Source organism: Parablautia sp. Marseille-Q6255, from assembly GCF_951230155.1.
Classification (GTDB): Bacteria; Bacillota; Clostridia; order Lachnospirales; family Lachnospiraceae; genus Choladousia.
The window spans coordinates 72808-91889 of the sequence record NZ_CATNVD010000020.1 but is presented as its reverse complement, the minus strand read 5'-3'; the positions used below and the strand labels follow the sequence as shown (position 1 = coordinate 91889).

Below are 19082 nucleotides of genomic sequence, written 5' to 3'. Positions count from 1 at the left end.
GTTTTTTTGCGTGCCTGCCCTTATTCTTCATAAACTCCGGCGTCCGCGTCATATACAGCGCCATCCTCGTAGACCTCGCCGTCTCCCGCAGCCATATCCGGCTCCATTGACAGATCCACCCCGTCCTCTGCCGGCATCTCTTCATAAGAGCCCTCGTCGATCATGCCATCCATCGACATACCTGCATCCATATCGCTCATATCATTGTAAATGACAGGATCACCCTCACTGATCGTATCGAGCGGATAGGCAATATAATCATCCTCCTGCAATCCGTCAACGATCTCATATTTGAACAGCTCGTCATCGTATTCACCGAGCGTTACCGCATGCTTTTCGATCAGGTTTTCTTTATTTGCCATCCATACATAGGCCTGATCATCTTCCTGTATGATATAATAATCATCAATCCAGAGACCTTCTTTTACGTCATTCTGCCCGGCATCCAGCTCCATATATACGTGCTGTCCGAGCATCAGTCCCTCCGAGCTGTCAAGCTCCACATAGAAAGAATAATTCGAGGAACCGGCCTCATCTCCCATCATATAGCTGGAATAACCGTCCTCAGACTGCTCATCCGCGCTGTCCTTCACCTCTGATATCATGCCGCTCCACGTCTTTGAGCTGTCCACACGGGAATACACGATCATCGGCATCCCGACAGATGCCTGTATCTGCTGATAATTCTGTTCATTTACTGTTCCCTTAATGCGGAACTCTCCGTCTGCCAGAATGGTCATATAGACATTGCCGGAATCTCCGCCATAGCCATAGCTGTCAGAGCTGTTCGGATCGGAGATCTTTTGTACCAGTCCTCCCATCTCTGCCGTCACTGTGGCATTTTTGATATCCTCCTCGAGCTGCGAGATCGTCAGCTCGTTTGATTTGATCTCATACTCGCTGCGCTTGATGCTGTTTTGCGCCTCCAGGATCTGCGTGGAGATCACCAGCTTGTCGTCTGCACTCGCTTCGTTTTTGTCCTTCTCCAGCTGTGAGATCGTCTGCTTTGACAGCTCAATATCTCCCTGTGCCCGTTCAATATCAATCTGTGCCTGCGCAAGCTTATCCTCCGCCTCCTGTGTATCATACACAAAAAGCTTCTGCCCTTCCTTGACACGGTCTCCTTCTTTTACGAAACATTTTTTCACAGTACGCTCATTCTCCAGCTTGACCTCTAACGTAGCCTGCGGCTCAACCTCGCCGCCGAATCTCTCGATCAGACCGTTTCCACTCCCAAGCCCTGCGATCTGAGACACCAGATCTACATAAACTGCGTCCTCGCTCGTCGAAGAAACCCGCTCCTGCTCCTCTTCCTTATCTGCAAAAAAGTGCTGATACGCCCCGTATCCTCCTGCGCCAAGAAGGCCCACAACCAGTACGGCAACCAATGCTTTTTTCATCTGCCTGCTCCCCTCATTATAAAATCAAATAACTAATTACTCTAACACTATACCACAACTGCCCCTAAAAAAAAGAGTTTTTTTTCTTAAAAATTCTTCCAGCACGGCAAAAAACGCCCATGACACACACATTTTCCGTACGCTGTACCGTGCAAAGCGCCCCGATATCCTGCACATAAAATACCCCTGCCAGACGGAGGAAGCCTATAAATCCTCTCCAATCCGGCAGGGATCCTGCACGTTTCTTATTCTTCTGATAGCGTGATAGTACGATTCAAATCCTGGTAATCGACAGCTCGCAGCACTATAATAATGGATATTTTTCTGTCAGCGCCCGAACGATCTCCCTTGCTGTATGCGTGCAGTCCGGCTCCGCCTTCATCATTACTGCAATCGCCTCCGCGATCTGATCCATATCCGCCTCATTCATACCGCGTGAGGTAACAGCCGGAGTTCCCAGCCGGATACCGCTCGTCACAAATGCAGACTGCGGATCATTCGGTATGGTGTTTTTGTTGCAGGTGATGTTTACACTGTCAAGAAGATGCTCCGCGTCTTTTCCTGTCCGTCCGACATTTGTCAGATCAACCAGCATCAGATGATTATCCGTGCCGCCCGATACGATTTTCAGCCCCCGCGCCATCAGACCTGCGCACAAAGCTTTTGCATTCTTTGCCACCTGCTCCTGATACGTTTTGTATTCCGGCTGCAATGCCTCCTTCAGGCAGACTGCCTTTGCCGCAATAACATGCATCAGCGGTCCTCCCTGCGTCCCCGGAAAGATCGCCTTGTTAAAGTTTGCCTCTTTTGCAAATTCGGCGCTTGACAGGATCATCCCGCCTCTTGGACCGCGCAGGGTCTTGTGCGTCGTCGTCGTTGTCACATGCGCATACGGGATCGGGCTTGGATGCACTCCTGCCGCCACAAGTCCGGCAATATGCGCCATGTCTACCATCAGATACGCGCCCACCTCATCTGCGATCTCACGGAACCGCTTAAAATCGATCACACGCGCATATGCGCTGGCGCCCGCCACGATCAGCTTCGGACGGCTCTCAAGAGCAAGCCGGCGCACCTCGTCATAATCAATAAAGCCTTCGTCATTTACTCCGTACGGAACGATATGGAAATACGCTCCTGAAAAATTCGCAGGGCTCCCGTGTGACAGATGTCCGCCATGTGCGAGATCCATCCCCATGACCGTATCCCCTGGCTTTAGCAGTGCAAAAAACACTGCCATATTGGCCTGTGCGCCGGAATGCGGCTGAACATTCGCATAGGTACAGCCAAACAGCTCCATTGCCCTGCGGCATGCAAGATCCTCTACGACATCTACGCAGTCGCAGCCGCCATAATACCGTTTTCCAGGATACCCTTCTGCATATTTGTTAGTCAGCGGGCTGCCCATTGCCGCCATGACTGCCTTTGACACCCAGTTTTCTGATGCGATCAGCTCAATATGGCTGTTCTGCCGCTCCTGCTCCGCTACGATCGCATCTGCGATCTCGCTGTCTGCACGGCGCACTTCATCCAGTGAATACATGTTCCATCCTCCTGCTGCACTTTATTTTCTGAAATTATCATACTTCCCGTTTCATCAAAAGTCAAGCATTTTGTTCGCATATATCATACATCTGTCCGTTTCTCGGATACTCATTTTCACCGCCACGGCCCGGGCTCTTTGCCGGAAGCCACAGCCTGCTCCTCGCATTTCACAGTCCGCACAGATCTTTTAAGACTTCCCCTGCAAGGATCAGCCCTGCCACAGACGGTACAAATGCATTGCTCCCGGGCGTCTGCCGGCGGTTTTCCTCAAAAGGCTGCTCAAGCGGTGTCCTTGCCTCTTCTTTTGAGTACACGACCTTCAGATGCGCGACCCCTCTCTTTTTCAGTTCCCGGCGCATTACCCGGGCAAGCGGGCAGACCGATGTTTTATAAATGTCTGCCACCTCAAATGCCGTGGGATCGAGCTTATTTCCCGCCCCCATCGAGCTGATCACCGGCGTGCCTGCCGCCTGCGCCCGCACAATAAGCTCAAGCTTCCCTGTCACCGTATCGATCGCATCCACAACATAATCATACTGCTCAAACAGAAACTGCTCCGCCGTATCCGGCATAAAAAATGTCCGGTGACAGTGCACCTGCGCCAGAGGATTAATATCAAGGATACGCTCCCGCGCAGCATCCACCTTATATCTGCCGACCGTGCTGTGCAGCGCGATGATCTGCCGATTGATATTCGATTCACATACGATGTCATTATCAATCAGATCAAGCGTACCGACTCCGCTTCTGGCAAGCGCCTCCACAACATAGCCTCCGACTCCGCCCACGCCAAATACTGCGACCCGGGCGCGCGAAAGCTTCTCCATATTTTCTTTTCCAAACAACATCTGTGTCCTGATAAACTGCTCTGACATTTACTCCTCCAGCATATGCAGGTATTCTTTGTAGCCGCTCTCCAAAGAATGTTTCTTTTCTGATTTCTTCATCGTAACTGTCACCTGGCCTCTGGCCTTTGTCGGCCCCTGCATGGTCCCGGCTCCTCCGACGCATCCGCCCGGACACGCCATTCCTTCCAGAAGATATCCGTCGTACTTCCCCTTTGCGGCATCGGAAAGCAAGGTCCGGCAGTCTCTTAATCCTTCTGCATTTGCCACCTTCACTTCCCGCTCCGGCTCCATCTCTTTGATGCAGTTGACTACTGCCTGCGCCACGCCGCCGCTCACTGCGAAACCGCGCCCGTCCGCACTTGCCGCTGTAAAATCATCCGTTTTTTCGAGGGAGGAAAAATCGATCTCCTTCGCCGTAAACATTCCCATCACCTCTTCAAAGGTCAGAACAAAATCTACGTCACTGCGGATCTCCGTCCTGCTCGCCTCCAGCTTCTTGGCGGCACACGGTCCGATAAATACCACCTTGCAGCCCGGATGCTCCTTTTTGAGCAGCCGCCCTGTAAGGACCATCGGCGTAAGCGCCATGGAAATATAAGGCGCCAGATCAGGGAACAGCTTTCGCGCCATAGACGCCCATGCCGGGCAGCAGGAAGTCGCCATAAAAGGCTGCTTTTGGGGCACTTCCTCCAGAAAGTCTCTTGCCTCCTCTATCGTACACAGATCTGCGCCCACTGCGACCTCTACGACATCCGCAAAGCCAAGGCTCTTCATCGCCGCGCGCAGCCGCTCCGGCGTCAGATCCTTTCCGAACTGTCCTACAAACGCAGGTGCAACTGCCGCATATACCGGAGTCCCGGACTTAATGGCGTGGATCACCTGAAAGATCTGCCCCTTATCCGCAATTGCTCCAAACGGACAGTTCACCAGACACATACCGCAGGAGACACACTTGTCATAATCAATTTCCGCGCGCCCCAGCTTATCGCTGCCGATCGCATCTACTCCACACGCCTTTGCACACGGCCGCTCTATCTTCATGATCGCGCCGTACGGGCAGGCATTTGCACATTTTCCACAATTAATACACTTTTCTTTATCAATCACAGACCGTCCATTTACGATCGTGATCGCGTCCTTCGGGCATACCTCCTTGCATGGATGCGCCAGACAGCCCTGGCAGACGTCTGTCACACGCATTTCATTATCCGGACAGGAGTGGCAGGCAAATTTAATAATATTGACAAGTGGCGGATCATAATATTTTTCCGCGATCGCACTTTCTTCGATCCCTTTTGATACCGGCGCATGCTCTGTCATATCCCGCAGCGGCAGACCGATCGCCAGACGGAGCCTTTCCTCTACAATGGCGCGCTCCAAAAAGACACTTTCCCGATAAGTGGCAACCTCTCCCGGGATGATCTTATACGGCAGATCAATGATCCTGGAATAATCCCCGCCCTCATAAGCCATCCGGGCAACCTCCGTAAAAATCTTCTGACGGATTTCTACTACATTTGTATAAACACCACGCATACTCATGTTCATTTCTCCTCGCTGTCATTATTTTCTGAGCTCATATCCTCACTGATACACTCAGTATAACACAGGCAGCAGCTTCGAGTGAAGCCCCCACCGCTTATGTATGCAGAAGAATACAACACACTCCTCCCGGACAGCAAAACGCTGCGGAAGCCTGCATTCTGCTCCGCAGCGTTTTCTGTGTTTTGTATTTTATGCCCTGCCGTTTCTTATAAAGCTTTCCCTGTCAGCATTTCATACGCCTGCAGGTATTTATCGATCGTCTTATCTACGATCTCCTGCGGCAGTGTCCAGTCATGTCCCTGATTTTCCTTCAGCCAGTCACGTGCAAACTGTTTGTCAAAGGACGGCTGTCCATGTCCCGGCTCATACCCCTGTGCCGGCCAGAAACGGGAGCTGTCCGGTGTCAGCATCTCATCGCCGATCACGATATTGCCCTCCTCATCCAGACCGAACTCAAACTTCGTATCCGCAATGATGATGCCGCGCTCCAGCGCATACGCTGCACACTTTTTATACAGCGCGATCGTATAGTCGCGGATCTTCTCTGCATATTCCTGACCCTTGCCCGGAAAATGCTTTTCCAGATGCGTGATACTCTGCTCAAAAGAAATATTTTCATCATGGTCTCCGATCTCCGCCTTTGTAGAAGGGGTATAGATCGGCTCCGGCAGCTTGTCAGACTCTTTAAGCCCCTCCGGCAGCTCAATGCCGCATACCTTGCCGGTCTCCTTATAGCTTGCCCAGCCGCTTCCCGTAATGTATCCGCGTACGATACATTCTACCGGGATCATCTCCAGCTTGCGGCACATCATACTGTTGCCGTCAAATCTCTCCTGGCGGAAAAACTCCGGCATATCATTTACATCTACAGAAATCATGTGGTTTGGCAAAATATCCTGCGTCATATCAAACCAGAACTTTGACATCTGCGTCAGCACAGCTCCTTTTTTTGTGACCTGATTTTTCAGAATCACGTCAAAGCAGCTGATCCTGTCCGTTGCAACCATGATCAGGCTGTCGCCGTTGTCATAAATCTCGCGTACCTTACCCTCTTTGATCGGTTTTAATTCCTGCATGCTATCGCTCCTCGCATTCTTATAAGTATGTTTTCTACGCTATAAACGTACCACTAGTACAGGTGGATTGTCAAGACAGAGTCCGTCATTTTCCGCGCCTGCTTGCACGCCTGCTTCTCCTTGCCGCCAGAAGCATACCAGCTGCAATCCCTGAAATCCCAAGCAGCGCAAGCCACAGCAGCGGTCTGCTCTCATCCCCTGTCTTGGCTGACTTATTGGTATTCCCCGGCTTGGTCGGAGCCGCCGATTCTGACTCTTTTTCTGTCTCTGACTCTTTTTCTGTCTCGGTCTCTGTTTCTGTCTCAGTCTCTGTTTCTGTCTCTGTTTCCGTCTCAGTCCCCGGCTCCGTTCCCGGTTCAGTTTCTGTTCCCGGCTCCGTTTCTGTTTCTGACTCATTCCTTGTATTTACGAATATCGCCATGCTGCCTTCTTCCGTGATCGTTCCGCTTGCCCCGGTTGCAGATGTCGTATAACCATTCTGGTCTGCTTCCTCTTCCATGACCTCATATGTCACTCCTGCCGGAAATCCGGCAGCTGTTTTTGTCTCGCCGTGTTTTAAGGTAAACGTAGCTGTACCGCCTGTAAACATCATTTCGCCATACTCGCCAGAAATGGTCGTATCACCAAGCGTTACCGTAAAGTGGAAGAGCGCATTTTTATCGCCCCCGCTTCCTTCCACGGTCTTTGTCACCGTCAGGCTTCCCTTTGGAAGGGGCTGAAACGTATTTTTGATAACAAAACCATTTTCTGAATTTCCGGTTATCTCCGTTGTATAGCCGGGTACCTCCGCCTCTTCGATCGTATACGTGCCGACGGGCAGGCCTGCAAAGACTCCTTTCCAGTTATTCTCTGCAGTCAGCGTCATCGTCTCCAGCAGAACACCGCCTTCATTGTACAGGGAAACAGCAATCGCGTCCGGTCGGGATTCCTCCGGATTCTCGCCATGCTCCCAGTGCTTCTCTACCGGAATATCCATTGAAGCAGAATTCTCCCCGATGATCACACCGCCGTTCGCAGCCACACCGCCGCCATACTTCGCCGAATTCCCGGAGATCGTAAGACTGGTCCGGGACACAGCCAGTTCAAGTGCCGCTCCTTCGATGATTGCCTTGAGCGCGGCCCCTTTCGTCAGACCGTGCACTTCATTGGTCTGTGAATTTTCGTTGTAACGTGGTTCGCTTCCGACTGACGGATACGGGCTTCCGCCACTTCCCATATACACGCTGCCATCCGTATACCACAGCACTCTTCCGCCGCCTGGCACGCGATCTGCCAGTGTCAGCGAATAATTCTCACCACTGCTCGGTGCGGATACCACATCATCTCCGACACTGCCTGCCGTATTTCCGTGAATGATACCACCGTTTTTCACATGCACCTTCGCATCTCCTGTCGGACAGAGCCACAAACCGCCGCCCTGCTCAGCCGAGTTTCCGGTAATGCAGGCATTCTCCATATAAAGTGTACTGTACGCAGTAGTATTTCCCTCGCTGTAGATACCGCCGCCCATTTTTCCGGCGCTATTTCCCGTAATGCTTCCCCCCATCAGTGAAACACCGTCTGAGTAGGAATAAATACCGCCTCCTGCGCTCACCGCACTGTTGCCCGAAATCTCACCGCCGGTCATGACAAACTCTGTATTGTACGGACTGCTGTAGATACCCGAATCAGCCACGGCTACGCCTCCTCCGACTTCGCCGCTGTTTCCCGTGATACTGCCTCCATTCATCTGAAAACTTGCATCACCTTCTATATACACGGCTCCTGCGCCGCTTAACCCTATTTCCTCCTTTGCCCAGTGGTTTCCAGAAACCGTACCGCCAGACAAAGTAAACGCTGCATGCCCTTCATTAGAACTGCCGCAGAGCATGATCGCGCTGCCCCGATAAGAACTGTTCCCGGAAATCGTCCCTCCGGACATACTGCCCTTGCTGCTTCCCAGAAGCAGGATACCCGCTGAGGAATTAAAATTATTTTCTCTGGCTATTTTGTTATTCTGGATCGCACCGCCCTGTATCTGCACGGATGCTCCCTCACTTACCCGGATCGTTCCGCATGCCTGACCGTTCACAGAGTTCTTTTCCACTGTGCCGCCGTTCATTGTAAATCCTGCGTTTGCACCGCTAATATCAATAATACCGGTATAGCCATTCGCAATTCTTCCGTTGCTTACGGCTGCATTTCCAGTCAGTGTCACCTGTCCCTTTGCAGCAATGATACTGTTGCTGTTATATCTGCCGGATAAAACAAGGCTTCCGGCAAACGTTACGGATGCCCCTGCCTCCACCTCGATCAGATTCCTGATCTTCTCTTTCGAATCACCTAAAACTGTGAACGTGTCTTTACAGGTTATCGTCACATTCTTTCCACTCAGAATATGCAGTGTTTCGGCAAGCTTTACATCCTTTTCTATTGTGATTGTCTCGCCTTCGCCGGCGTCATTGACCGCCTCCTGCAAAGTCGGCGCACCCTCCCTGTCCGAGATCGTATCGCCTACCTCGCCAATAGAAGCAAATAAATATTCAATCTCCACTCCCTGAGGGAAGTTTTCCGGAGTAGTCAGCGCGTCCTTACTGTTATTTACCGTAATCTTTTGAATGCCCTCTGCCACAAAGGCCCCCTCGTTGATCACTGTCACACCGCTGCCGATCCAGAATTCCCTGATGCCTGATACGTCGCTAAACGCATTTGCTGCAACCTGCGTTATGGTATCCGGCAGAACTACCATTTCCGGCAGATTACCGGCATAAAAGGCATACGTATCAATAAAGGTCAAAGTCTCCGGGAAGGTGAACGTCATCCCGTCATCCGAATTACCTGCAATACTGCAATAGATCAGCGCCCATTTACCGATTGACTGCAGGTTCTCACTGAATGCAGTAATATTTGCACTTGTATAGGTAAATGCATAAGCGGGGATCTCTGTCAGAGAAGAAAGGTTCACAGAAACATCTCTCAGTCCCTTACAGCTACGAAAAGCTGATGTGCCCATACTGGTCACCTGACTCAGATCAGGAATCTCTGTCAGCAATTCGCATCCGGCATCGTTGTCTGAATCATAAAACGCGTAGTTTCCGACTTCCGTGATCGTTCCGTTTGCCCGCACACTCTGTAAATTAGTACAGCCGCTAAACATGCTGGAAGGAATCTTCGTGACCGATGCAGGAAGCGTAATGCTTTGCAGACTTGTACAGTCTTTGAACATATTGACCGCATTCTGGCCAAACTGAAGCCCCTCCGGAAAAGTGATCTGAGTCAGCGCAGGTGCACCTGCAAATACAGACGGTTTATCGATCAATCGTAAGGTGTCTGGAAGCTGGATGGTCGTCAGGCTGGTACAGCTATCGACCATATAGACGGATGAAATTTCCTCCACACCTTCCCCGAAGATAATCTTCTTCAGTTTATTCATATACATAAACGCATTGTCCGCTTTGAAAGCCTTTACGCTCCCCGGTATCGTAATAGACTCTAACTGCCTGAACTGCCTGAAATTTCCGGTGATTTCTGTTATCGTATCAGGCAGGATCAGCTCTGTCACATTGTCGCGGTAACCCTTGCTGCTTCTCCACGACAGCTTGCTCTTCGTGACTGTATACTCTTCTCCCTGATAGGTCACCTTTTCCGGCACTTTGACTGCCGTCTGTTTCTCCGGCTCAAGGATATCATCTAAAGCCGCAGTCCTGGTATCGGTATCAAAATCAAACTTATAGGTAATCCCGTCAATCGTTACCTGTTCACCGTACTCTGTTTTATAAGCCACTATGTCAAGCAGCTCCTGTACCTTCTCAAATGCCTCCACTACCTCCGGGAAAGCTTTCTCCTCCCTCGTCAGTTTCTGATAAGCAGCATCGCAAATTGCCAGAAGTCTTTCCACTTCTTCTGCATTTTCCTGCGTAATCGTCTCCGGCAGGGCTTTCACTGAGTCCAAAAACTCACGCACTGCTGCCGAAAGCTCTGTTTCTTCCTCCGGTAGCTCAGATCCGCTCTCCGGTTCAGATTCGTTCTCCGGTGATGTTCCTTCTGACACAGACTCCGACTGCTCTGTCTGCGCTGCTGTCTCTGTTTCTGACGGCAGTGTTTCTGTTTTAGGTTCTGTCTCAGTCTCCGGCGGCAGTGCTTCTGTCTTGGGTTCTGTCTCAGTCTCCGACGGCAATGTTTCTGTTTTGGGTTCTGTCTCAGACTGCTCCGTCTGTGCTGCCGTCTCTGTCTCCGACGGCAACATTTCTGTTTTGGGTTCTGTCTGAGGCTGCTCCGTCTGCGCTGCTGTCTCTGTCTCCGACGGCAATGTTTCTGTCTTGGGTTCTGTCTGAGGCTGCTCCGTCTGCGCTGCTGTCTCTGTTTCCGACGACAGCGTTTCCGCCGCATATACGTGTGCTGTCCCCGCAGACATTTCCGACAGCCCTGTGGCAAGCAGTACCGTAGCCGAGAGCAGCACGGAAAGGGCTTTTCTTTTGACCTTCTCCTTTTGCGGACTGGATTTACAAATTTTCAGATAATCCAATAACTTCATGATTTTCCTCCCTGTACATTACAAAATCGCCGAGTTTTTCCAAACGGGCGAACCCTCTCTACTCTTTCTATTTTAACATGCGCTTATCAGCATGTCTATCATTTGACCCTTGAATTCTGCGGCATACACATAAAAATATATTGCGCCTTTCTTTGCATCACTACGGTCTGCAGTTTCCGCACGGACTGTACCCCATAGCGATCAGCGCCTCCCGTGATTCATATATTTCTTCATAATTATGCTCTGCTATCTTTGCTACACTGCTGCAGGATGGATCATGAAATTTTTCTGAATTCAGATTCAGCACGTACGTCCGCTTCTCTCCTCCGCCTTCTGCCGCAGCTTCGCCCTGCTGTGCGCCGCTTTCTCCGTCTGAATAATCGGTGCACGGATCAGTGGAGTAAAAGATCTGTGCTCCATCCGTAGACACTACCATATCTCCCTGCCTGTCTGTGCGAAGGACAGGAATTCCCGCTTCTTTAAGCCGCTCCATAACTGCTCTGGACGGGTGATGATATCTGCTGTTCGCCGCACAGCTGATCACGGCGACACAAGGCGATACGCTCTGCAAAAACGCTTCACTGCTGGAGCTCTCACTGCCGTGATGCCCTGCTACCAGAATATCGCTGTCGAGATTCTCTCCACTGCTTATCATTTCCTCCTCTGCAAGTGTCGTCGCGTCTCCCGTCACCAGAATCGATATATCCCCATACGTGATCCGCAGGCTTACAGAATAATCATTGACGTCCGCATAATCTCCACCGGCAGGAGAGAGCACCGTGACTGCGGCACTGCCAAGTGCGTACGTTTCTCCGACAGTCGGCCGCGTAACAGGGATCTCCTTTTCCTGAAGAATATTAACGAATGACTGATATACTCTCGTATCCGTCTCATAATCCGGAGCCATCACCTGCTGCACCTCAAATACATTCAGCGCACCTACTACTCCGTTTAAATGGTCTGCATCATAGTGGGAAGCGACCACCATATCCAGTGTCCGAACGCCCTGCTCCTTCAGGTAACTGACCACCTTGGAGGAATAATCTCTGTCGCCCCCATCGTAGAGCAGATACCTGCCGTCCGATTCAAACAGCAGGGAAAGCCCCTGTCCGACATCCAGAATATGCATCTTCAGACAGGAGTCCTTTTCCACTCCCTGTGCTGCTTCCTCCTGCCATGTTGTCTCCTGCACATCCGAAGCTGCCTCTGCAAACGCTCCCGGCCACAGCGTCCCCACACAAAGAAGGAATGCCAGCCAAAAAGCAGTATGCACGGACTGCCAGCCGCTCTTTTTTCTTTTCTTACATCGCAAAAAATACATCTCCTGTTCCCCTTATCTGTATGAATATTTTTTACATTCGTACACAGCATACCACAAATCATCTCTTATGGGAAACAGCAAAAAATCAGTGACAAGACAACCTGTCCGTCACTGATTTTCTATATCTCCCTTTGGATCACTCAGATGCGTTTTTATTTACGCTTCATCCTCTTTCTCCATATGAACCATCCGCCTGCTATAAGGATCACCGCGATGGCTGCCACAACAGGCAGCCATATTATATCCGTCCGGGCTGTCTGCGTCTGTGAATCTGTCTGTACCTGCGCCTCTGTCTCTGTCTCTGACAGAGGCTCTGTGTCCGTCTGCAGGTAAGAGCCCCAAAATACAAGCTCCTCCAAATCCTGCGTAATCCCAAGTGTCCCGTCGCTGCTGTCGCTGTCCTCTACATTTACCCTGATCGTATACGTCTTCGGATCAACGGTCATATCCTTCTGCCCTGTGTCCGCCAGCGATACCGTATAGACATATTCTGCGCCGATATCTGCCTGCGTGTATACAAGCGGAGCAAACCGTACGTCGCCTTCTGCATTGTTTGTCACTGTCTGGAGCACAGCGCCCTCCTCATCACGAAGCTCAAAGGTAAAAAGCCCCTCCTCCAGCTCTCCATTTTCCAGAACAACACGGATCCCCGTAATCTCCAGACTGCCTAACGCCTCGTAGGTCTGTTCAAATATCGGTCTGCCCTCCGGGTATGTCACATAACCAGTCAGTCTGCCTCTGTCATCCGGGTCTGCTTTTACTTCTGCCTGTACCACAAAAAACTTTTCCTGCTCCTCCTGTCCGCCATCTGCGGTATTATCGTTTTCCTCCTGCGCCAGAGCGACCTTAAAATAATACATCCCCGGCTTCGGACACGTAATCCCGTCAAATACGACCGTTCCATCTGCCTCATTGACTGCCGTATCTGTCATCCCCTGCGGCACAGCGCTCTCGCCGGTCTGGTCTGTCACCTGTGTCAATACAAAGGAAAACTCTCCTGCCTTTAGCTTCCTTCCGGTCAGATTTACGTTCGCCTCGATCGTAATCTCCGCCGGCTCTGCCGCATGCACTGTGATCTGTCCATTTTCCTTCTCAGCCACATACCCATCCGGCACCAGAGCATTTACTGTATACTCATACGGAGCAGCCTCTTCTTCGTCGTATTCTGGCAGGTCATCCCATGCATAGCTCCATCCCTTTTCCGCCGTGAGAGTTTTAGAATCGATCACTTCGCCGTTTTGCTCTAATTCTGCGTTTATCTCCTCCGGGGCGGCGATCTCCTCCGGCAGTACGATCTCTACCGTTCCTCTGACAGATGTCGTCTTTCGCGCGCTGGTAATCTTCACATCCTCGTCTGCCCTCACCTCATACACCGTATCATCAGAGACATTCCCCGCAGGCGCTGATACTTCTTTTATATACAGTTTTCCGTCATTCTCAGCAATCTCCTGATTAATCACAAATTCCAGATATGCATTTCCTCCGTTATCTGTCATCAGGGTGACCGGTTCCCCATTCTGACAGACCGCAGCGCTGCACTGCTCATCATAATACACGCCGAGCACTGCTCCTTTCACAGGCTCCCCCGTGTCATCCTTTATCTGCACCGTCACAGCTCCCGTCCTGGTCCCGACAGCAAACGAAAGCTCCCGCCTGCCGGCATCTGTCATAGATACTGCTGCAATATCCTGCTGCCGTTTGCTGATCGTCTTTTCCGTACCCTTGCTCATCTGCAGCAGCACGAGATTCCACGCCTCCGCTTCTGTTCCGGAGAGGACTCCGGTCACAGCAGGCTCAACTGCCACAACACCGCCCCGATCCCTGGAAACGGTCTCTCCCGTATAAGCAAAAGAAAACCGTTCTGTCGGATAAACGCTCAGTTCTTCTCCGGCCAGGATAAGTTCCGTACTCCCATCCGTCCTCTCAAGCTCACACACAAAGTTCTCTGGAACAGAAAACGTCAAAGACAATTGTTCATTCTCTGCATTTCCCTGAAACGTATAGACATCTCCATCGCACGTAACGCCAAGCTGCGGGCTGTCCCTGCCGATCAGCCGTTCATACCATGCTTTTGACAGAGCGATCCCCACGGGATTCATCCCGTATGTGGCGCCCAGCAGATTGATATCGCCGTCTTTTATCCCTGCCAGCTCAAGCTCCTGCTCCTTGAATCGTTCCAGCTCTTCCTCCCAGCTGTCCCCATACCTGATCTCAAACTGCAGCTTCAGATAGTCCTGCAGCGGCGTACCGTCTGTAAAGTAGGCATAGCTGGCTGCACCGTGCGTCAGAATATAGCTCAGCTCCTCCCTGGCAGCTTCACCAAGACTGCAGTACACTTTTTCATAATACTCATTATCCGTCTGTGCGAGAAACTCCTCAAATTCCTCTCCATCATAGCCTGCTCCGCCATAGCCATAATAAAAAATCTTCTGAAGATTCTCTTTTTCTCCTATAGATGAGACATTGTCCGTCATCTCTGCGCTGTGATCGCCCGGAAGCGGCGTCAGAAAATAAGACTGCACACAGTAGGCGAGCTGGCTGTCATTAATCCTGTTGCCCGCATCATCCTCTGTCGTAATATAGAAAAAATAGTCCGTTCCGGGAATATCTGCACGCTCGATCCCATAGTCCCCATAATCCAGCCAGTCGCCGATTTTCAGGTGGGCATACACTGCATCGCTCTCCTCTGCCTGAAGCTCCTGTCTGGTCAGGTCCAGCAAATCCTGCTCTTCCTCCTGTGCAAAAGCATACTGCAGCGCCCCGGGCGGGCTGCTGTGCAAAAGTAAAACGGCTGCCAGAACCGTTATCCCTGCCCCTTTCCATCGTAATCTGCCTTTTCCCATTTCGCCTCTCCTTTCGTATCACAACTTTCACGATCTGTTTTGAATACTTAAAGAAATTATATCGAATCAATGGGAAATTGGCAACTTTATTTTAGCAAATATTCGCTTATGTTTTATTTTTTCAAATAAATTTGATATATTTTTGAAAATATATATATAATTCAAACTACATTCTAACTCTCATTTTCCAGCTACTGCATACTGCTCCTGTCAAACTCCATGCCATACTATATTCTATTTCCAGATCCAGCTGTTTCCACACAACAGAAAAACCCGCAGAACCGAAGTTCTACGGGCAATCTTACACTTGGACTCAAAGTTATCTTGCGATAACGCTATATTTTATTCTAATTATCAATGCTTACTCGATGATGGAAGCAACACGGCCTGAACCTACTGTTCTACCACCTTCACGGTATCAGAATGGTGTGTTGCAGAGGCTAAATGGTTATTTTCCGTTCATTTTGTGCAGGAAAATGCGGATTTTCCACTGTGTCCGTGTGGTTTGGGGAGATTTTGTTATCATGGTGTTATCACTAATCGTCAGACTCTACTGTTTCAATAGTTTCCGATGAACTACTCTTATTTTCTTGTCTTATAGACTCATTTATTAAATTTTGAATGAGTGTTAACATAGTTTTACAACTTAAGATTCGATTCATCATGTCCTCGAGTTCTCTCATTGATTCAACACTAAAATTTGTTATTCTTTTTCCAGTATATTCAACAGCTAGATCCTCATTCATGACTATTGTCACTGGATATGAAACTGTTCCATAATCTACAAACATCATTCTATACTTATAATGTTCTAACCCTTTGGCACTCAAAAATACTTCATAACGATGATTTTCATAATCTTGTTCACCCAAATCTTCTTGAATGTCAACATGAACTGTTTCAGTACCTTTCTGAAATGCACTTAATGCTGCGCCAAATCCTCCAACTTGTTTTGTATACGATGTAATGGCACCATCATATTCTTGAATTTTTCCACAAACATGCCCTCTCGTAGCACTTTCAATCTGTTCCAATAAATTACCTATCACTATTTCTGGTGGATATTTATCAACTAAATCAAATACAAATTCCTGTTCTTTCATATAGTATTTACCTCCTCATCTATTTCACACATTATTGGAAAATGGTCACTTATTTCCTTATTTGGATGCATGCTTTTATCCATTAAATCCGCCGAGCCACATGTTGTAATAATCTTCAAACTTTCTTTTCTAAAATACGGAATAATTTCTTGACTTATAATTACTTGATCTAACATGTACCACATAGGACTATTCAGTTTAGCTTGATTTAAATAATATGTTCCGGGTGGATAAGAAAAATCTCCCAATAAATTCCACATGGGGTTATAAAATTTTCTGTACTCTATATTATTAACAGATCTTGTTGCACTGTCCTCCATTTTTAACGCAGGTAATCCATGAAATCCATTTGCATTTAAGCAACCTCTCCCATATGGCATCTCATTAAGATCACCTATTATTATTGTTTTTTTTGAATTTATTTCTACCTCAAGTTTTTTTATTTCCTGCATAATCTGTTGGATAATTGCCAGTCGCTCCTCACTCCTATCTCCATGTAGATCTGTAAATAGATGTGTACAACACACTATACATTTTCTTCTTATAATTTGTATAGAATAATATGTATCCTGTATTCCTGGCTCAACATCAGCATAATTACTCCAAAATGATATTCGATTGCATCCTAATGTATTGTATTCTACTAACGGCTTATTATATGATTGCAATAAACTTTCTAATTCATCTCTCTCATCCTCATATTCTGCCATGATCAATACATCAATATTATAATCCCGGACTAAGTCAGCAATATATTGATTTATTTTATTTCTATTTGTATTCCAGAATAGGATTCTCACGTTTCTTCTCCAATTCTACATAATAATTTATCCTTTGTAAATTATACTCTCTTTGTCTTTTCTGATATCATAAACAAATTTATTTTATAAACTCTGCAAGAACCTCTCTCCATCTTGTCAGAACTTCTTTCCCTACAATCAGCTCGTTTATAAGTCCCATATTAAGCGTATCAATAAATCTACACAAATAGGATTTTCCTTGTCCCCAGAAAGTATAATGGCTGTCAATAAACATCACATGGTATACTTGCTGTCCGGTTCTATCGTATATTTCGTTAAATTCATATCCATCAAGTTCTGCTTCATACACTGCATCTGCAACTCTACTTCCAAACGACTTTGAATAATAATACTCTTTTATTTCCCACACTATCTTAGGATTATAAATTGAAGGATATGCTCCATCAAACCTTCTTGAAGATGCTCCAATGATCTTTCTATTATTTAACAGATACACAAGTCCTCTCGGATCTGGATTAAATTCCTCATCTCCACCAAGCATTTCTTCTGCTATCATGGTGATAATTGCGGTAAAATAATTTACTTTTTTGATCTCTTTACGTTGTTTGTTCATAATCAGCTTACATTTATATTTTCCACTATTTCTCATTTCTTCAAATATCTGTTTAGCCTCATCAACATCCATCAAATTTTTCTCAATCGTATTATTTAACAAATCCGCTCTCATATTACAATATAAGACAGCTTTATTGATTCTATCCGGTGAAACTTCAATATTCTCATTTTCACACAGTCTTTCTATTTGCTCTACTGTATAAGTTAAAACGATTCCTTTTCTAGAATACCCCAATTTTTCGCTAATAAATCGTATAAAAAACCAAAACGATTTATCTTCTCTTCTAAATTCCTTAAATGCTTTCATATTGCTCCACCTCAATAAATAATTCTGATTTTTTCACTTGCAATGCATGCGCAATTTTATCTATATTTTCCAAAGAAACATTACGTTTACCAAGTTCTATGTCACTTATATATGTCCTGTGTAATCCACATAAATCGCCTAACTCTTCTTGTGATATTTTCTTATCTTGTCGTATTGCTCTTACTGCTTTTCCATAAGCGACACGTATTTCTTCCTGCATTGCTTGACACCTCCAATTAGTTAAATTATAATAGCACTGTAGACTTTGAGTCTACAGACTATAAGTTACACGTGAGGTTTGCGCAATGTCTAAAATACCAGCATTATTAAAGTGGATCGGAAATAAGCAACGCTTTGCCGAAACCATTATTTCATATATGCCCGAACAATTTAATAACTACTATGAACCCTTTTTGGGAAGCGGTGCTGTAATGGCACAATTACTATACCGAAGCAGCACAACCAACACCCCTATATTTGCTCATTCATATGCCAGTGATATCTTACCTTTTTTAATTGATATTTTTAATATCGTCAAATATGATCCACAGCAAATAAAGAATTACTATTCAAAGGAAATTGAAGATTATTACAAAGATCCTGATGGCAAATACAATGAAATTAAAGATAGATTTAATAGCAATCATAATGCTCTTGATTTCTGTCTTTTATCACGCACATGCTATTCCGGAATAATCCGTTTCCGGAAAGCTGATGGATATATGTCTACTCCAAAAGGTCCACATAATCCTATCAAGCCAGAAACATTTTCAAAAAGAGTAGATTTATGGCATGATCTTATAAAAGATTCGACTTTTTTAACTATGTCATTTGAAGAATGCATGGATAACGCACAACCTGGTGATGTAGTTTATTGTGATCCGCCATATACTCATAGTCAAAGCATCATTTATGGTGCTCAAACTTTCAATATAGAAACATTATTTAACAAAATAGCTGAATGCAAAGCTAGAGGTGTTTATGTAATGTTATCAATCAATGGCACACGGGAGTCCAATAGAAAAGATATTTCTGTCACTCCACCTGTAGGGTTATTCGAAAGAGAAATTTTTGTCAACTGTGGTACCTCTATGATTGATCGATTGCAAAACGCTGGTCAAACTATGCAAAATGAAGTCGTTCATGATAAATTGCTTCTTACTTGGTAAATATTTTTCACAAAGGAGATCCCCGACACTCGTCCC

13 protein-coding genes are annotated in these 19082 nt (G+C 47.4%); 1 reads left to right on the top strand and 12 read right to left on the bottom strand.

Annotated features, from left to right (window positions below):
• Positions 1 to 20: 20 nt before the first annotated feature.
• The 12 genes from QOX44_RS15465 to QOX44_RS15410 form a co-directional block, all read right to left on the bottom strand.
• Positions 21 to 1400, bottom strand: a complete 1380-nt coding sequence (locus QOX44_RS15465) for an efflux RND transporter periplasmic adaptor subunit (protein WP_283684411.1) — start codon at positions 1398 to 1400, stop codon at positions 21 to 23.
• A 304-nt stretch (positions 1401 to 1704) separates the two neighbouring features.
• Positions 1705 to 2943: a serine hydroxymethyltransferase gene (gene glyA, locus QOX44_RS15460; protein ID WP_283684409.1), complete on the bottom strand. Its 1239-nt coding sequence runs from the start codon at positions 2941 to 2943 to the stop codon at positions 1705 to 1707.
• Positions 2944 to 3112: 169 nt separating this feature from the next.
• Positions 3113 to 3820: a tRNA threonylcarbamoyladenosine dehydratase gene (locus tag QOX44_RS15455; protein WP_283684407.1), complete on the bottom strand. Its 708-nt coding sequence runs from the start codon at positions 3818 to 3820 to the stop codon at positions 3113 to 3115.
• A complete protein-coding gene (locus tag QOX44_RS15450) occupies positions 3821 to 5329 on the bottom strand; it encodes a 4Fe-4S dicluster domain-containing protein (protein WP_283684432.1) in 1509 nt (502 codons plus the stop codon).
• Between the two features lie 215 nt (positions 5330 to 5544).
• Positions 5545 to 6414, bottom strand: a complete 870-nt coding sequence (locus tag QOX44_RS15445; RefSeq protein WP_283684405.1) for a phosphoribosylaminoimidazolesuccinocarboxamide synthase — start codon at positions 6412 to 6414, stop codon at positions 5545 to 5547.
• A gap of 85 nt (positions 6415 to 6499) precedes the next feature.
• The gene (locus QOX44_RS15440; RefSeq protein ID WP_283684403.1) at positions 6500 to 10927 is read right to left on the bottom strand and encodes a leucine-rich repeat protein; all 4428 of its coding nucleotides are present in this window, start codon (positions 10925 to 10927) and stop codon (positions 6500 to 6502) included.
• 160 nt (positions 10928 to 11087) lie between these two features.
• Complete coding sequence (locus QOX44_RS15435) at positions 11088 to 12239, bottom strand: ComEC/Rec2 family competence protein (RefSeq protein ID WP_283684401.1); 1152 nt, start codon at positions 12237 to 12239, stop codon at positions 11088 to 11090.
• A gap of 161 nt (positions 12240 to 12400) precedes the next feature.
• The gene (locus QOX44_RS15430; protein ID WP_283684399.1) at positions 12401 to 15091 is read right to left on the bottom strand and encodes a Spy0128 family protein; all 2691 of its coding nucleotides are present in this window, start codon (positions 15089 to 15091) and stop codon (positions 12401 to 12403) included.
• Positions 15092 to 15627: 536 nt separating this feature from the next.
• Entirely contained in the window at positions 15628 to 16194 is a 567-nt protein-coding gene (locus QOX44_RS15425) for a hypothetical protein (protein WP_283684398.1), read from the bottom strand.
• Entirely contained in the window at positions 16191 to 16994 is an 804-nt protein-coding gene (locus QOX44_RS15420) for an endonuclease/exonuclease/phosphatase (protein WP_283684397.1), read from the bottom strand. The genes QOX44_RS15425 and QOX44_RS15420 overlap by 4 nt, the downstream gene beginning before the upstream one ends.
• Before the next feature lie 79 nt (positions 16995 to 17073).
• Positions 17074 to 17877, bottom strand: a complete 804-nt coding sequence (locus tag QOX44_RS15415) for a DUF7687 domain-containing protein (RefSeq protein ID WP_283684396.1) — start codon at positions 17875 to 17877, stop codon at positions 17074 to 17076.
• On the bottom strand, positions 17864 to 18097 hold the full coding sequence (locus QOX44_RS15410) for a helix-turn-helix domain-containing protein (RefSeq protein WP_283684394.1): 234 nt from the start codon (positions 18095 to 18097) through the stop codon (positions 17864 to 17866). Before QOX44_RS15410 ends, QOX44_RS15415 begins: the two co-directional genes overlap by 14 nt.
• 85 nt (positions 18098 to 18182) lie before the next feature.
• On the opposite strand from QOX44_RS15410, the gene QOX44_RS15405 reads away from it, so the two are divergent.
• Positions 18183 to 19046 (top strand): DNA adenine methylase, encoded by an 864-nt coding sequence (locus QOX44_RS15405; protein ID WP_283684393.1) that lies wholly within the window; start codon positions 18183 to 18185, stop codon positions 19044 to 19046.
• Positions 19047 to 19082: the final 36 nt, after the last annotated feature.

Coding starts and splice junctions, on each gene's coding strand:
- glyA (WP_283684409.1), bottom strand. CDS start 2,943: ATGTATTCACTGGATGAAGTGCGCCGTGCAGACAGCGAGATCGCAGAT.
- QOX44_RS15405 (WP_283684393.1), top strand. CDS start 18,183: ATGTCTAAAATACCAGCATTATTAAAGTGGATCGGAAATAAGCAACGC.
- QOX44_RS15455 (WP_283684407.1), bottom strand. CDS start 3,820: ATGTCAGAGCAGTTTATCAGGACACAGATGTTGTTTGGAAAAGAAAAT.
- QOX44_RS15450 (WP_283684432.1), bottom strand. CDS start 5,329: ATGCGTGGTGTTTATACAAATGTAGTAGAAATCCGTCAGAAGATTTTT.
- QOX44_RS15445 (WP_283684405.1), bottom strand. CDS start 6,414: ATGCAGGAATTAAAACCGATCAAAGAGGGTAAGGTACGCGAGATTTAT.
- QOX44_RS15465 (WP_283684411.1), bottom strand. CDS start 1,400: ATGAAAAAAGCATTGGTTGCCGTACTGGTTGTGGGCCTTCTTGGCGCA.
- QOX44_RS15425 (WP_283684398.1), bottom strand. CDS start 16,194: ATGAAAGAACAGGAATTTGTATTTGATTTAGTTGATAAATATCCACCA.
- QOX44_RS15410 (WP_283684394.1), bottom strand. CDS start 18,097: ATGCAGGAAGAAATACGTGTCGCTTATGGAAAAGCAGTAAGAGCAATA.
- QOX44_RS15440 (WP_283684403.1), bottom strand. CDS start 10,927: ATGAAGTTATTGGATTATCTGAAAATTTGTAAATCCAGTCCGCAAAAG.
- QOX44_RS15415 (WP_283684396.1), bottom strand. CDS start 17,877: ATGAAAGCATTTAAGGAATTTAGAAGAGAAGATAAATCGTTTTGGTTT.
- QOX44_RS15430 (WP_283684399.1), bottom strand. CDS start 15,091: ATGGGAAAAGGCAGATTACGATGGAAAGGGGCAGGGATAACGGTTCTG.